This window comes from Providencia sp. PROV269 (assembly GCF_028477785.1).
GTDB classification, from domain to species: Bacteria; Pseudomonadota; Gammaproteobacteria; order Enterobacterales; family Enterobacteriaceae; genus Providencia; species Providencia rettgeri.
In genome coordinates, this window is sequence record NZ_JAMPLV010000008.1 from 67373 (window position 1) to 83043 (window position 15671).

Below are 15671 nucleotides of genomic sequence, written 5' to 3' on the forward strand. Positions count from 1 at the left end.
ACACTTATGGCACGCGTAACTGTTCAAGACGCAGTAGAGAAAATTGGTAACCGTTTTGACCTCGTATTGGTTGCGGCACGTAGAGCTCGTCAGTTACAAACGGGTGGAAAAGACCCTTTAGTTCCTGAAGAAAATGATAAATATACTGTTATCGCATTACGTGAAGTAGAAGAAGGTTTAATCAACGGTCACATTTTAGATGTGCGTGAACGCCAAGAACAGCAAGAGCAAGAAGCGGCTGAAATGCAAGCAGTTTCTGCAATCGCTGAAGGTCGTCGCTAATCACTAAGGTGGGTCTGCCTTGTATCTGTTTGAAAGCCTTAATTTAGTCATTCAAAAGTATCTTCCTAAAGAACAAGTTGAATTACTAAGAAAAGCCTATGTTGTTGCACGGGATGCCCATGAAGGACAGACCCGTTCGAGTGGTGAGCCCTATATTACTCACCCAGTTGCTGTTGCTTGTATTCTTGCTGAGATGCGTTTGGACCATGAAACACTTATGGCAGCGCTACTTCATGATGTGATTGAAGATACTCCAGCGACATTTCAAGATATAGAAGAATTGTTTGGTACCACCGTCGCCGGTCTCGTTGAAGGTGTATCCAAACTAGACAAGCTCAACTTTCGCGACAAAAAAGAAGCTCAAGCAGAAAACTTCCGCAAAATGATCATGGCAATGGTAAAAGATATCCGTGTCATTTTGATAAAACTGGCAGACCGCACTCACAACATGCGCACGTTAGGGTCACTTAGGCCCGATAAGCGTCGACGCATTGCACGTGAAACCCTTGAAATATATAGCCCGTTAGCCCACAGGCTAGGTATACACCACATTAAAACAGAGCTTGAAGAGCTTGGTTTTGAAGCGTTATATCCCAACCGTTATCGTGTTATTAAGGAAGTCGTCAAGGCTGCTCGCGGTAACCGAAAAGAGATGATCCAAAAAATTCTTTCGGAAATTGACGGTAGGCTAACCGAGGCAGGTGTTCCTTGTCGCGTAAGTGGCAGAGAAAAACACCTTTATTCTATCTATCGCAAAATGCACCAAAAAGAGCAACGCTTCCATTCCATTATGGATATCTATGCTTTTAGGGTAATTGTGAAAGATGTGGATACTTGCTACCGCGTTTTGGGTCAAATGCATAGCTTATACAAACCGCGCCCGGGGCGTATCAAAGACTATATTGCCATCCCTAAAGCCAACGGCTATCAATCGCTACATACCTCTCTCATTGGGCCACATGGTGTGCCTGTCGAAGTGCAAATTCGCACAGAAGACATGGACCAAATGGCTGAGATGGGCGTTGCTGCACATTGGGCCTATAAAGAGCAGGGAGAACAAGGTACTACTGCACAAGTTAGAGCTCAACGTTGGATGCAAAGCCTACTTGAGTTACAACAAAGTGCAGGTAGCTCATTTGAATTTATTGAAAGCGTTAAATCGGATCTATTTCCAGATGAAATCTACGTTTTCACCCCTGAAGGCCGCATTGTGGAGTTACCTACTGGTGCCACACCTGTTGACTTTGCCTACGCGGTGCACACAGATATTGGTCATGCTTGCGTGGGCGCACGCGTTGATCGCCAGCCTTACCCGCTTTCGCAATCCCTGACTAGCGGCCAAACTGTCGAAATTATTACCGCACCTGGCGCACGTCCAAATGCGGCATGGCTCAATTTTGTTGTCAGCTCAAAAGCACGAGCTAAAATTCGCCAGTTATTGAAAAACTTAAAACGTGAAGACTCTATTAATTTAGGTCGTCGTTTACTCAACCATGCCCTAGGGGCAGGAAATAAACTCACTGATATCCCTCAAGCCAATATTGATGCAGAATTAGCCCGTATGAAGTTGCATTCTATCGATGATTTGCTTGCTGAAATTGGGTTGGGTAATGCCATGAGTGTGGTTGTTGCACGTAATTTACAAAACAACCCACAAAATACACCGGAAGAACAGGCCGTTGTCGAAAGCCGCAATAAACTATCCATTAAAGGAGCTGATGGCGTTCTTATTACTTTCGCAAAATGTTGCCGTCCAATTCCCGGTGACCCAATTGTTGCGCATATTAGCCCTGGAAAAGGTCTGGTTATCCATCATGAGTCTTGCCGTAACATCCGTGGTTACCAAAAAGAACCCGATAAATTTATGGCCGTAGAGTGGGATAACGACACAGATACTGATTTCATTGCTGAAATTAAAGTCGATATGATTAACCATCAAGGTGCTTTAGCGAATTTAACTGCCGCTATTAATGATGCCAATTCAAGTATTCAGAGTATGAATACAGAAGAAAAAGATGGCCGTGTATATTGTGCCTTTATTCGCCTTACGACTAAAAACCGTGTTCAATTGGCAAACGTAATGCGGAAAATCCGTATTATGCCTGACGTTCTACGTGTTAGCCGAAACCGTAATTAACGACCATACCTAATTAATAACTATGAATGAACGCCGCTATCGCCGCATTTGCCAAATGATGGCGATGCGGCAGCCCGACCTAACTCTCTGCCTCGAAGAAATTCATAAACCGCATAATGTTTCTGCCATTGTACGCAGTGCCGATGCCGTAGGGATCCATCAAATTCATGCTATTTGGCCTGACCAACAAGTCAAACTGTCCGTTTCTTCTGCTGCAGGGAGTAATAGCTGGGTTAAAATTATTTCACACACATCCACCGAAGAAGCAATTTCCCAAATAAAATCACAAAACATGCAGGTTTTGGCAACTAACTTGTCGGAACATGCCGTTGATTTTCGTGAAATTGATTATACTTTGCCAACTTGTATTATGATGGGACAAGAGAAAACCGGGATTTCACAACAAGCCCTCGCATTGGCTGATAAACACATTATCATTCCAATGGCTGGCATGGTGCAATCTTTGAATGTTTCCGTCGCTTCTGCGTTGATTTTATATGAAGCCCAAAGGCAACGGCAGCAAGCGGGTATGTACGAGCGTGAACATTGTCTACTCTCACCTGATGAGCAACAAACCTGGTTATTTGAAGGCGGTTATCCTGTACTGGCTGAAGTTGCTAAACGTAAGGGACTTCCTCGCCCATTTATCAATAACCAAGGGCAAATTGAAGCTGATGACACGTGGTGGGCGCAAATGCAATTAACCGAAAAAATGAAAAGACAGCAGTTTGGTTAAATAAAAGGAAATAATATGAATAATGGGCTACTTGATACCATTTCACTGACTTCATTGCACGGAATTGGAGCAAGCCAGTCAGAAAAAATGCGTAAAATCGGTTTGAACACCGTTCAAGACCTTCTTCTCCATTTTCCTTTGCGCTATGAAGACCACACCCGTCTATATCAAATAAAAGATCTCCTACCCGGCACGACTGCAACGATTACTGGTGAAATACTGCAAACTAAAGTCGTATTTGGCCGCAAAAGAATGATGACCTGCTTAATTTCCGATGGCACAGGCAACCTCACTTTACGTTTTTTTAATTTTTCAGCGGCAATGAAAAATAACTTAGCGGAAGGAAAACAGGTCACTGCCTATGGGGAGGTTCGCAGAGGAAATACAGGGCCAGAAATAATTCACCCTGAATATAAAGTTTCGCAAGATACTAGCAATATCAGCTTGCAAGAGAACTTAACACCCGTTTATCCAACCACTGAAGGTGTTCGCCAAGTGACTTTACGTAAAGTCATGGAGCAAGCGCTAGGATTACTCGATAGTGGGAACATAAAGGAGTTATTACCGGAAGAACTTAGCCGGGGCATGATAAGCTTACCAGATGCCATTCGCTTATTACACAACCCTCCCCCGAATGTTGCTTTGAGTGAACTTGAAAAAGGACACCACCCAGCTCAAAAACGGTTAATCCTCGAAGAGCTACTCGCTCACCATCTCAGCATGCTAGCCATCCGTGCAGGCAACGAACGCCTATATGCTGAACCTTTAGTGACAAGTGGTCAGTTAAAATCTCAGTTACTCGCGCAATTACCGTTTTCACCAACAAATGCACAAAACCGTGTTGTTGGCGAAATTGAAGCAGACCTCGCTAAAGACGCCCCTATGATGCGCTTGATTCAAGGGGATGTGGGATCAGGGAAAACTCTCGTTGCAGCCTTAGCAGCCGTTTGTGCCATCGAGAATGGCAAACAAGTGGCTTTGATGGCTCCTACCGAAATTCTTGCAGAGCAACATGCCAATACGTTCAAACAATGGTTAGAACCTTTAGACATTAAAGTCGGTTGGCTCGCAGGTAAACAAAAGGGTAAGGCACGTCAGGCACAGCAAGATGCTATCGCAAATGGAGAAGTTGCGATGATAGTGGGAACACACGCTATTTTCCAAGAGCAAGTGAGCTTTAAAGCTCTGGGGCTTGTTATAATTGATGAGCAACATCGCTTTGGCGTTCATCAGAGGCTCGCTCTGCGTGAAAAAGGTGAACAACAAGGGTATCACCCTCATCAATTGATCATGACCGCTACGCCAATCCCACGTACATTGGCGATGACAGCTTATGCAGACCTAGATACCTCCGTTATCGATGAACTTCCTCCAGGTCGAACGCCTGTCACCACTGTCGCCATACCAGACACTCGCCGTAACGATATTATTGAACGCGTTCGTCAAGCCTGTATTGAAGAAGGCCGCCAAGCCTATTGGGTCTGTACGCTCATTGAAGACTCGGAATTATTAGAAGCACAAGCGGCTCAAGTGACCTGCGAAGAGCTCACACTGGCATTACCTGAATTGAAAGTAGGGTTAGTTCATGGTCGGATGAAACCTGCTGAAAAACAAAGTATTATGGCAGCCTTTAAAAGAAATGAAATTCAGCTGCTTGTCGCTACAACGGTCATTGAAGTCGGCGTTGATGTCCCTAATGCAAGTTTAATGATTATAGATAACCCTGAGCGCCTTGGCTTAGCTCAGTTGCACCAACTAAGAGGGCGAGTCGGCCGAGGAGCTATCGCATCTCACTGCGTATTACTGTACAAAACCCCGCTAACCCATACCGCGAAACAAAGACTACAAGTGTTGCGAGACAGCAATGACGGCTTTGTTATCGCACAAAAAGATCTCGAAATTCGTGGGCCTGGGGAATTATTGGGTACTAGGCAAACAGGAAATGCAGAATTTAAAGTTGCTGATTTATTACGTGACCAATATATGTTGCCAGAAGTGCAACGCCTTGCACGCCATATTCAACAAAATTACCCCGAGAATGCGCAACAGCTTATTGAGCGTTGGTTACCTGAGCGAGAACAATACAGTCACGCTTAAATCTTATATCTTCTTTTTATCCGTTCCTTAAAATGAAAATTGCCGTGAATATTTTCACGGCAATACCTGCTTTACTTGATTTATTATTAAATAAAAACTACCCAGCAATCGTTGGGAATATTGGCAACATTAAATACAATTTAATGACTATCGCATTAACAATATCAATAAAGAAAGCCCCAACCATTGGTACCACAAGGAACGCAAGATGGGATGGACCCAACCTATCCGTTACTGCTTGCATATTCGCAATTGCTGTTGGTGTAGCCCCAAGACCAAAGCCACAGTGACCAGCGGCTAAAATAGCAGCATCATAGTTCTTGCCCATCACACGGAAAGTGACAAAAATAGCGTATCCCGCCATCACACAGGCTTGTACTGCAAGAATGACAATCATTGGAATTGCTAATGACGCCAATTCCCATAACTTCAAGCTCATCAAAGCCATCGCTAAGAATAACGATAGGCTGACGTTCCCCATAACAGAAACTGCGCGGTCAAACACGCGATAGAAGCCAAGGATAGAAAGGCTGTTACTTAAAATCACCCCAACAAATAATACACACACAAATTTAGGTAACGCGAACACCGTGTCAGCGAGCTGACCTGCAATAAAGCTCCCCACCAATAGGCAAATAGCGATCAATGCAATAGTTTCAATTAAAACCATTGAAGTGATCATGCGGCCGGATTGTGGCTTTTCAAATGCAGTTGGAACGTCTTTATCATCTTCAGCCGTTCCAGGCGTTGGGATATTACGCGTTAGAAAACGTGCAACAGGTCCACCGATTAAACCACCAAGAACTAACCCAAATGTAGCACAAGCCATTGCAACTTCTGTTGCACTTTGGAAACCATAATTTTCAGTGAAAATTTTCCCCCATGCCGCACCAGTTCCATGACCACCGGATAAGGTAATTGAGCCAGCTAACAGCCCCATGAGAGGGTCTAATCCCAATAATTCAGCAAGAGCAATCCCTACTGTATTTTGGACAAGTAATAAACCGACAACTACAAAAATGAAGATAAACAATGCCTTACCGCCAGCCTTCAAGCTTGCAAGGTTGGCATTAAGACCAATTGTGGCAAAAAATGCCAGCATCATAGGTTCTTGCAGTGATAAGTCAAAAGAAAGGCTCCAGTCAAATAATTGTTTAAGCAATAAAAGACTAAAAGCAACTAACAACCCACCCGCAACGGGTTCAGGGATTGTATATTTTTCAAGAAAAGGGACTGATTTGACCAGTTTACGCCCAAGCAATAATACTAAGGTAGCTGCTACCAGTGTACCGTAGACATCGAGATGATACATTCACGTACCTCGTCTGTTGTTAAAATTATCAAAAACTAGTAAGACGTTAATTTCTTCCTTAAAACGCCAAAAGCAGGTTATAGGATTAGAAAAAAAAACTGTTATAAATACAAGTTAAAAGATATAAAAATGTGACAGCCTTATTTAACATTGATCAATATTTTTTACGCGCAAACGATTGCTTTTTAAATTCCTCGCATTACAATGCGTTTTTTGTTGGCGAGAAATGAAGGCAATGAATACTGCGACGTCTGAAAAACAAACTACTGAAGCGACCACACAAACGCAAAGCGAACTCATCTACAAATTAGAAGACCGCCCACCGCTGCCGCAAGCCTTGTTTGCTGCCGGGCAACACCTTCTTGCGATGTTTGTCGCAGTTATTACCCCTGCAATGCTGATTTGCCAAGCTTTGGGGCTACCAGCCCACGACACTCAGCGCATCATCAGTATGTCTTTATTTGCCTCCGGTATTGCCTCTTTAATTCAAATTCGCGCGTGGGGCCCTATTGGCTCAGGCCTGCTTTCGATTCAAGGAACCAGTTTTAACTTTGTTGCACCTTTAATTATGGGAGGTGTTGCACTCAAGCAAGGTGGTGCTGATATCCCATCCATGATGGCAGCTTTGTTTGGTACTTTACTCGTCGCCGCACTCACTGAAGTCATTCTTTCACGCTTCTTACATTTAGCACGTCGCGTTATCACACCATTGGTCTCTGGCGTGGTCGTGATGATTATTGGATTGTCCTTAATTCAAGTGGGATTAACGTCCATTGGTGGTGGCTATGGTGCTATTAGTGACAATACTTTTGGTTCCCCTGATTACTTGATTTTAGCGGGGATTGTATTAGCCGTTATTATCCTCTTGAATCGCCAGAAAAACCCTTACTTGCGCGTTGCTTCTCTCGTCATCGCGATGGCGGTTGGCTACCTTGCCGCTTGGTGGATGGATATGTTGCCAAATGCGCAACCCGTGGAAGCCAATCAGCCAATTATTACTGTCCCTGAGCCTTTTTATTATGGCTTATCATTCGACTGGAACCTGTTGATCCCATTAATTCTTATTTTTATGGTGACTTCCTTAGAAACGATAGGTGATATTACCGCCACTTCTGACGTATCAGAACAACCTGTTCGTGGCCCTTTATACATGAAACGAATTAAAGGTGGCGTACTCGCCAATGGTTTGAATTCAATGGTTTCTGCGGTATTTAATACTTTCCCTAACTCTTGCTTTGGGCAGAACAACGGTGTTATCCAATTAACTGGGGTGGCAAGCCGCTATGTCGGCTACATTGTCGCTTTAATGTTGGTGTTATTAGGGTTGTTCCCTGCCGTTGCAGGCTTCGTGCAACAAATTCCCGAACCTGTGCTGGGCGGAGCAACCATTGTGATGTTTGGTACCATCGCCGCTTCAGGTGTAAGGATAGTCTCTCGCGAGCCACTCAATCGCCGTGCAATTATGATTATCGCCCTTTCTCTCGCAGTGGGTATGGGCGTTTCACAACAACCTTTGATTTTACAATTCGCACCTGACTGGCTAAAAACATTATTTTCTTCGGGGATTGCTGCGGGTGGTTTAACTGCAATTGTTCTGAATTTAGTCTTCCCTCTCGAAAAATAATCTTTCATTCTAGCCGCCAGTGTTGAACATTCTGGCGGTTTTTCTGTATGCTATCCTTAAATTGTCGCTATATTAGACGGTTTCTTTTTGTGTCTATTCGTCCACAAACCAAAGGAGCAGTAAACTGTGAAATGGTTAATCAAATTTACTACCTATGCACTTTTGTTACTGCTGCTATTGTTTATTTTTACTTATATCGGGCTACAAACCCGTTGGGGTGCATCCTACTCCAGTCAATTTTTAAGTAAATTTACCGACTACGATATTGATGTAGGAATTATGGGACATGAGTTTTCTAACCCCGGTGAATTCATTTTCCAAGATGTTAAATTAACGTCTAAAAACAGCGATCTCTCTTTAGATTCACGACAAGTCGTAATTGATATTAATTGGCGAAACCTATTTAGCGGTACGGCTATCAAACGTTTAGTTATCACTCAAGGAACATTATCGACAACCGTCTTACCAAATACGGTGCTGTTCCCTATTTCTGCAAATATTTTGCAATTTGAAAATAGCCAAATTACGCTTAAAAAAGACAACGATACTGTGCAAGTCACTGGCTTCACGGGAGGAATTACCCCTTGGAAACCAGCCGAAAAATCCCCTTTTGGTTACGGTGATTTTCGATTTACCTCTAACCAATTAAAATTCAATGGCCTTTCCTTCAAGAATGTTGCCATTACTGGTAAATTGCAGCAGCAAGGAACAGAAATAAGCCAAGCAAGTGCCTACTTAAATAATGGCTATATTGCGGGTGCTGGGAAGGTACTTAGCGATGGCTCTATCATGGTTGACTCCCTCACCATGAATAAAGTCGGCTGGGAAAATAATGTTGATTTCGATTCACTATTTGATGCAATAACGAGTGAAAAATCGCTGCAGGTCAAACAGGTAGAATTAACCAACGTTGATATCCAAGGAAGGGATTGGGCACTTTCTGGCTTAAGTACCGAAATTGACCAACTCAGCTTCTTAAGAGGAAGCTGGACTAATCCCAAAGGCAATATTAGCTTTAATGTCGACCAATTCGTCGTAAAAGACCAGCAACTGAGTACCTTAATTGGTGAGCTAAGTATCAATGGCGACAGCCTTAATATCAATAAGTTATCGGGTTACTATAATAAAGGTGTCTTTAATCTCAGTGGGTCTTGGCAACGTAATGATCAAATACTAACCATTGACGAAGGTAAACTCGCGGGTATCTTATATACCTTACCTGAAAATTGGTTGTCCTTCTTCGCAGAACCAACCCCAACGTGGTTATCTGGTTTAAACATCAAAAAGTTCACCCTTTCTCAATCACTTTTGATGAATATCCAGGCACAATTTCCTTTCGAATTGACCGCTCTAAGCGGCAATATCGAAAATGTCGATTTGATTAAACAAAAACAGTGGGGAATTTGGAGCGGTAAAGCGACATTTACTGCAGATAGCGGCACAATCAACCAAGTTCTCGTACGCCGGCCATTTATTGAAGTACGTCAAAGTGGTAAATCCTCAGCGGCGGTGAGCTTAACGGTCAGTACCGATAAAGGCATCAGTAAAATTGGCTTGCTGGTAAAGCAAGAACCGAAAAAAGTTCCCTTTTTACTGAGAGCATCAGGTTCTAATATTGACCTCGTTGATTTAAATCAATGGGGTTGGGCAGGCTTCCCCGCTCAAGTCATCGGTGACTTTGATGCAACATTACAAGGTGATTTGCTCGCCCCATCAGTGGAAAAAAGTTTGAATGGGGAATTGATGGCCATACCATTGCAAGGTAAACGTCTATTCCGTACTGTTGTGAACGGGGTTGTCACCTCTTCAGTAGAGTCCGAAACCGATTTGCAGCCTACTGAGCCTTCTTTGGCAGAACCGCTCCCCGCACTTAGCAATTAATAAAAACTGTCAATTCATAGAAATACAAAAGGCAGGTCAATCGAACCTGCCTTTCTTTTTTAATATTCAATGGGTAACTTTACTTGACTGTTTCTACAGGTAACACCATATAAACACCGCTGAATACAGCGCCTACTTTACCATCAGGGTTACTAACCTCAACGTTCAGTTTTACTCGCGCCTTGCTACCTCGCGCTAAGCGGTCAAGGTCACCGCTCATATTGGCTAAGTCCGCAGTTGCTGTCGGCCTACCGCTTACTGGCTTACCATAACGAATACTGGCATCGACCAACACAATATCACCACCAAGCTGGTGTTCTTGCATTAATAGCCAAATCAGCCCCCACCCTGTTAGGGTAGCTAATGAAAATTGGCTCCCTGCAAATATGGTTTCATGAGGGTTTTGGTTGCCCGCTTCTGGCATGGTGGTAATAAAACGAGTTCCTGTGTATTGGTCGATTCGGACACCCATTTTTTCACTCAATGGAATATACTTATACCAGGCTTGTTGTAACTCGCCACACCAGTCTGGGCGATGCAGAATTTGGTCTAATGTCTCAATGGGTTTGATCATCAAGTAATGGCGCACTGGCGTTTTTAGCTGCCCTGCTACTTGCCCTCGATTTTCAAACCCCATTTTATTGAAAAATGGAACTGCTTCTTCACGAACGCTTGATACAATGCGTTTTACCCCTTCTTGCCGAGCAACAGATTCCAGCGCCATGATAATCAACTTACCAAGCCCTTTTCCCTGCATTGCCGGGTTAACGGCTAAGAAACGAATAGCGCCTTCGTTGTCAGCATTAATATACAAACGACCAATGGCAAGAATACGGTTTTTATCATCGACGACCATTTGATGGTGTGCCGTTAAGTCATAGCCATCTTTTTCAGAACCTAGGGGTTGATTAAACGGTTTTCGCAACATTTCCCAGCGAAAATGGTAATAAGTTGCAAATTCAATATCGTCTTTCGGTGTACGTAAATGGTACATCGCTTCCCCCTTTAAAAATGGACTCACACTTGTAGCCAGAAAGTGACAGGGCCATCATTGGTTAAATTCACTTGCATGTCAGCGGCAAATTCACCCGTTTGTGTTTCAACCCCTTGTTGGCGACTTTGTTCAACAAAGTATTGATACAAAGTATCTGCCCTTTCAGGTTCTGCCCCCCCTGAAAAACTAGGCCGCATACCTTTTTTGGTATCCGCTGCTAAAGTAAATTGAGAAACCACCAGCAAGCTACCACCTGCTTGTTGAACATTGAGATTCATTTTCCCTTGTTCATCACTAAAAATACGGTAGCCTAATACTTTTTCACACAAACGTTTGGCTTTCTGTTCATCATCATCTTTTTCGACACCAAGCAAAACCAGCAGCCCAGCATTTATTTGTCCTACTATTTTCTGATCAACAACTACACTCGCATGAGTGACTCTCTGGATTAATGCAATCATGATGACTCTTTACAAAAAGATGGAGCAACGTTAGCCGTTGCCCCACTATAAAATCAGGATATTATTCAACTTCTGCACTAAAATCGTAAGTGCGGAAATATTCAGGAATGGTGTCTTTATTCACAACATGAATACTGCGAATACCAAGGGCTTCTGCGGCTTTTATATTTTCTTCGACATCATCAAAGAAAATAGCATCTGCAGCATCAAACTCTTCGGATTGCAGTACATATTTGTAAATTTCAGGATCAGGCTTACGCATGCCTAAATCTTGGGATAAATATAAGAAATCGGAGGAAGCTGCAATTTCTGGGTAGTGTGCTGGCCAGTAGTCGAGATGTAGGCGATTAGTATTCGATAAAACGACCACTCGGTGCCCTTGTTCACGTAGGCGTTCCATAATGTCAATAACTTCAGGTCGTAACGAAATAAAAATAGCGTGCCAGCCTTCAGCAAAGTCTTCAAAGCTTAGTGTAATGTCCATTTCTTCACAAAGCAGCTCAGCAAACTCGATGTCTGAAATTTTTCCACACTCATGTAATTGAAAGATATTACCAAAAGTAAAACGTGATTTGATTTCTTCACTTGGTGTGCCGCTGAGTTCAGACCATTTATCAAATACACGATTAAAGTCGATATCAATAATCACATTACCCATATCGAAGATATACAGCATAAATTTTCCTCATTGTTATTCACTAAATTTACTTTAATCATTATTCGGGCAACTGAACAGCCCTAATTAGTGATAATTCACGTTATTTTGTCAATTTATCGATTAAGCAATCCACACTTAGCGCAATTAATGAGCAGAAAACCAGCCGATTTATTCTGTTATCGAGAAAACGCTTTTTATCCCAAAGGTGCTATTTCACACCACACTCTCGGTTTTTGATACTAAATGTTAAGTCCCACTATCGGCTTTTTGCATAATGGCTTGTACGTAGCAAGTTACACATAAGCAATGTGAGCTGATATCAATGCATTATCAGTAATAAATAAATCTTAAAATATAAAAGCCAGACTATGAAAATAGATAAAACAATCTCTTGGCCGATTGCTATTCTATGGGGAAGTTTATTTTTAATTCCATTATTTAATTATTTCCCTCTGAATTTCAATATCGACCTTACAACAAAAGTTATTGAACATTTTCAATCCGCCACTCTAATTTTTTGTGTCTTTTTCACTTGGTTTTATATGAGACCATTACAGCAAAAAAGTCAGGGAATGAAATTATTTTGGTTATGGGCAACTATCTGGTGGGTAACATTATTTGGCAGAGGAACAAATTGGGGACGAGAATTTTTCCCTAATCTGGATCACACTTATTTCAGGCTAATTTCTATTACCTTGATTAGCAGTTTAGTTTTGATGCTATGTGCTTCACCATTAAGAAAAAGTATTGTTTTTCACCTAAAAAACACGGCTATTCCACTTTGGAGCCTACTACTAACCCTGTGTGCTTTTTTAATTTCAGACAGTGTTGAACACCATAGGTTTCTCAGTTCAGTTTTTCTATATCATTCTGAACTTCAAAGCCTTATCGAAGAATTGTACGAAATCCCTTTAATTATCGGACTATTTATTTCATCACTGTATTTTATGAAAAAAGATAAGCCTTTATAAATAAGTAAGGCGCCGAAAGGCGCCTTACTACACTCATAACTACAATAAAGTAATAAACAACATTACATCATGGTAATTAGTCTTCTTTAGAACGGTTTGCACGGCGGCGATCGTTCTCAGTCAAATGACGTTTACGCAGACGAATAGACTGCGGAGTCACTTCAACTAATTCGTCATCATCAATGAACTCAAGAGCTTGTTCCAGAGTCATTTTAATTGGTGGTGACAGAGTTGTCGCTTCATCAGTACCTGACGCACGCATGTTAGTCAGTTTTTTACCAGTTAAGCAGTTAACAGTTAAGTCGTTAGAACGTGAGTGAATACCAATGATTTGGCCTTCATACACTTCAGCACCGTGACCCAAGAACAGCTTACCACGGTCTTGCAGGCTGTACAGTGCATAAGCAACCGCTTTACCTTGTCCGTTAGAGATCAGAACACCGTTTTGACGGCCACCGATTTCGCCTGGGCGAACATCATCGTAATGGCTGAACGTTGAGTACAGTAAACCAGTACCTGATGTCATTGTCATGAACTCAGTACGGAAGCCAATCAGACCACGGCTTGGAATGACGTAATCAAGACGTACACGGCCTTTACCGTCTGGCATCATGTCACGCAGGTCGCCTTTACGCTCACCTAATGCTTTCATGATGTCGCCTTGATGCTGTTCTTCAACGTCTAACGTCACTTGTTCGAACGGCTCTTGTTTACGACCATCGATTTCACGAATGATAACTTTTGGACGAGATACGGCTAATTCGAAACCTTCACGACGCATGTTTTCAATCAGAACAGATAAGTGAAGCTCACCACGACCAGAAACGCGGAATGCATCTGGGTCTTGAGTTTCTTCAACGCGTAGTGCAACGTTGTGAACCAATTCTTTATTCAAACGGTCAAGGATCTGACGTGAAGTCACGAATTTACCTTCTTTACCACAGAATGGTGAGGTGTTAACACAGTAGAACATGCTAACTGTTGGCTCATCAACCGCTAATGCAGGCAGTGCTTCAACGCTACCGACTTGGCAAATGGTGTCAGAGATATTCAGTTCACCCAAACCGGTCAGAGCAACAATGTCACCCGCTTCCGCTTGTTGTGAGTCAATACGCTCTAAACCTAAGTGAGTCAGAACTTTACCAATTTTACCGTTACGAGTTTTACCTTCGCTATCGATAACCGTTACTTGTTGGTTAGGCTTAACAACACCGCGTTTGATACGACCAATACCGATAACACCTAAATAGCTGTTGTAATCCAATTGCGAAACTTGCATTTGGAATGGACCATCGATATCTACCGCTGGTGGCGCAACGTGTTCCACGATAGCTTCGTACAGTGGAGTCATGTCTTCAGCCATGTTTTCGTGGTCAAGACCAGCAATACCGTTTAATGCAGATGCATAAACGATAGGGAAATCGAGTTGCTCATCCGTTGCACCTAAGTTCACGAATAAGTCGAATACTTGGTCAACAACCCAATCAGGACGTGCGCCTGGGCGGTCAACTTTATTGATAACAACAATAGGACGTAAACCGTGGTCGAACGCTTTTTGCGTTACGAAGCGAGTTTGTGGCATTGGGCCATCCATCGCATCAACAACCAGCAGTACACAGTCAACCATAGACATAACGCGCTCAACCTCACCACCGAAATCGGCGTGACCTGGGGTGTCTACGATATTGATATGATAACCATTCCATTGGATAGCGGTATTTTTAGCAAGGATAGTAATACCACGCTCTTTCTCCAAGTCATTGGAGTCCATAACACGCTCATCAACAGTTTCACGTTCACCGAACGTGCCTGATTGCTGCAATAATTTACCAACCAGTGTGGTCTTGCCATGGTCAACGTGAGCGATGATGGCGATGTTTCTTAAATTTTGAATTGACAAGGATTTTTACCGTTTAATTGACAGGAAAGGAATATGCTTACTGAGCCGTTATTCACACCCAAAACATACTTTCTACGTTAATTTGCTGTTATTTTACACGTTTTTCCGCACAAGTGGAATAAATGTGAAACCCATCACTGTATAAAAAGTTTTTAGCGAAAAAACATTCAGTTGCGTAACAGTGCCAGATTCCCTCACAAAATAATGAGCATCATCTCTGCGAAACCACGAAGTGACAGAATAATACGCTAAAAACTTAATATTAGCAGCCCAAAAAAAGAACAAAAAATAGACTTTCTTTCTTAACTACCAGTTTAAATATCTTTTTGCGTTATTTAGATATATCTAAATTGACTAATTAGATATATCTAAATATAGTAAAACCAGAAAACAAATTCGATATATCTAAAGTTACAAACTAAGGAGTAACTATATGCTAATTAAATCTTGTCGTCATGTATATTATGCACGCCATGATGAAAATCAACATGGCCATCGCGGTGGATGTTGCCACAATGAAGGCCGTCATAGTCACGAACATTGCAACCACGGAGATGACTATTATGGTGATGACCGCCATGGGCACGGTGAACACTGCCACGGTGAAGGCCGTCATGG

The 15671-nt window shown here is 42.5% G+C and carries 12 protein-coding genes and 1 pseudogene; 8 read left to right on the top strand and 5 right to left on the bottom strand.

Annotation, left to right across the window (positions count from 1 at the left end):
- The first annotated feature begins 6 nt into the window (after positions 1-6).
- From rpoZ to recG, 4 genes are read left to right on the top strand one after another with little or no spacing between them, the layout of a single operon-like run.
- Positions 7-282, top strand: coding sequence for a DNA-directed RNA polymerase subunit omega (gene rpoZ, locus PR683_RS13705; protein ID WP_004262665.1), 276 nt, complete (start codon positions 7-9; stop codon positions 280-282).
- A gap of 19 nt (positions 283-301) precedes the next feature.
- Positions 302-2419, top strand: coding sequence for a bifunctional GTP diphosphokinase/guanosine-3',5'-bis pyrophosphate 3'-pyrophosphohydrolase (gene spoT, locus PR683_RS13710; protein ID WP_004266083.1), 2118 nt, complete (start codon positions 302-304; stop codon positions 2417-2419).
- Positions 2420-2441: 22 nt separating this feature from the next.
- Positions 2442-3155, top strand: a complete 714-nt coding sequence (gene trmH / locus PR683_RS13715) for a tRNA (guanosine(18)-2'-O)-methyltransferase TrmH (RefSeq protein ID WP_109912877.1) — start codon at positions 2442-2444, stop codon at positions 3153-3155.
- A 15-nt stretch (positions 3156-3170) separates the two neighbouring features.
- Complete coding sequence (recG, locus tag PR683_RS13720) at positions 3171-5252, top strand: ATP-dependent DNA helicase RecG (protein WP_004266086.1); 2082 nt, start codon at positions 3171-3173, stop codon at positions 5250-5252.
- A gap of 97 nt (positions 5253-5349) precedes the next feature.
- On the opposite strand, the gene gltS is transcribed toward recG, so the two are convergent.
- Complete coding sequence (gene gltS, locus PR683_RS13725) at positions 5350-6564, bottom strand: sodium/glutamate symporter (protein ID WP_004266088.1); 1215 nt, start codon at positions 6562-6564, stop codon at positions 5350-5352.
- A gap of 235 nt (positions 6565-6799) precedes the next feature.
- Here gltS and PR683_RS13730 point away from each other — a divergent pair, with 235 nt between their 5' ends.
- Complete coding sequence (locus PR683_RS13730; protein WP_004266089.1) at positions 6800-8188, top strand: uracil-xanthine permease family protein; 1389 nt, start codon at positions 6800-6802, stop codon at positions 8186-8188.
- Positions 8189-8314: 126 nt separating this feature from the next.
- Positions 8315-10069 (top strand): AsmA family protein, encoded by a 1755-nt coding sequence (locus PR683_RS13735; RefSeq protein ID WP_240105550.1) that lies wholly within the window; start codon positions 8315-8317, stop codon positions 10067-10069.
- Between the two features lie 79 nt (positions 10070-10148).
- Here the strand turns inward: PR683_RS13735 and fabY are convergent, their stop codons facing one another.
- The 3 genes from fabY to yihX form a co-directional block, all read right to left on the bottom strand.
- Entirely contained in the window at positions 10149-11063 is a 915-nt protein-coding gene (gene fabY, locus PR683_RS13740; RefSeq protein ID WP_196718851.1) for a fatty acid biosynthesis protein FabY, read from the bottom strand.
- Between the two features lie 23 nt (positions 11064-11086).
- On the bottom strand, positions 11087-11524 hold the full coding sequence (dtd, locus tag PR683_RS13745; RefSeq protein WP_004266092.1) for a D-aminoacyl-tRNA deacylase: 438 nt from the start codon (positions 11522-11524) through the stop codon (positions 11087-11089).
- Between the two features lie 61 nt (positions 11525-11585).
- Positions 11586-12200, bottom strand: a complete 615-nt coding sequence (gene yihX / locus PR683_RS13750) for a glucose-1-phosphatase (RefSeq protein WP_004266093.1) — start codon at positions 12198-12200, stop codon at positions 11586-11588.
- A gap of 350 nt (positions 12201-12550) precedes the next feature.
- Here yihX and PR683_RS13755 point away from each other — a divergent pair, with 350 nt between their 5' ends.
- Positions 12551-13153, top strand: coding sequence for a hypothetical protein (locus PR683_RS13755; protein ID WP_109912874.1), 603 nt, complete (start codon positions 12551-12553; stop codon positions 13151-13153).
- Positions 13154-13229: 76 nt separating this feature from the next.
- On the opposite strand, the gene typA is transcribed toward PR683_RS13755, so the two are convergent.
- The gene (gene typA, locus PR683_RS13760; protein WP_004262702.1) at positions 13230-15053 is read right to left on the bottom strand and encodes a ribosome-dependent GTPase TypA; all 1824 of its coding nucleotides are present in this window, start codon (positions 15051-15053) and stop codon (positions 13230-13232) included.
- Positions 15054-15486: 433 nt separating this feature from the next.
- On the opposite strand from typA, the pseudogene PR683_RS13765 reads away from it, so the two are divergent.
- Positions 15487-15671: pseudogene (locus tag PR683_RS13765) on the top strand (hypothetical protein); the annotation flags it as partial.